The organism is Streptococcus mitis, assembly GCF_047459985.1.
GTDB classification, from domain to species: Bacteria; Bacillota; Bacilli; order Lactobacillales; family Streptococcaceae; genus Streptococcus; species Streptococcus mitis_DZ.
The window spans coordinates 1-552 of the sequence record NZ_JASHHD010000050.1 but is presented as its reverse complement, the minus strand read 5'-3'; the positions used below and the strand labels follow the sequence as shown (position 1 = coordinate 552).

Genomic DNA, 552 nt, shown 5'->3' with positions numbered 1-552 from the left:
CAAAGCTATTGGCCAACTTATTCTAAAAGACCCCACCACTGTTTCTAAAGAAGTCAAACGAAACAGACAAATCCGAGAGTCTACATGTGATAACCTTCCTTGCCCTCTACTCGATAAGGCTCCCTTTATCTGTAATGGGTGCCCTAAAAGAAGGCAAAATTGTGGCTATCAGAAAATCTTCTACCTCGCTAAACAAGCTCAAAAGCAGTACGAACAAACTCTTATCGAAGCTCGTGAAGGAACTCCCCTTAATTCTCAGACTTTCTGGGACATGGACAAAGTCATTTCTGATGGGGTTAAAAAGGGACAACACATCTATCATATCCTCAAAACTCACAACCTTGATGTCAGCTCCTCAACTGTCTATCGACACATCCGAAAAGGTTACCTGTCTATCGCTCCGATTGATTTAGCCAGAGCCGTTAAATTTAAAGAGAGAAAAAAAAGTAAGCTACCTTCCATCCCTAAAGAATTGAAAAAAGGCCGTTCCTATGAGGATTTCCAAAATTATTTGGCCCTTAAGCAACTGAATTACTGGCTGGAAATGGATAC

Annotated in this window: 1 pseudogene; it reads left to right on the top strand. The window is 40.9% G+C overall.

The window, feature by feature from the left end:
• A pseudogene (locus tag QM959_RS09575) lies at positions 1 to 552 on the top strand (IS30 family transposase); the annotation flags it as partial.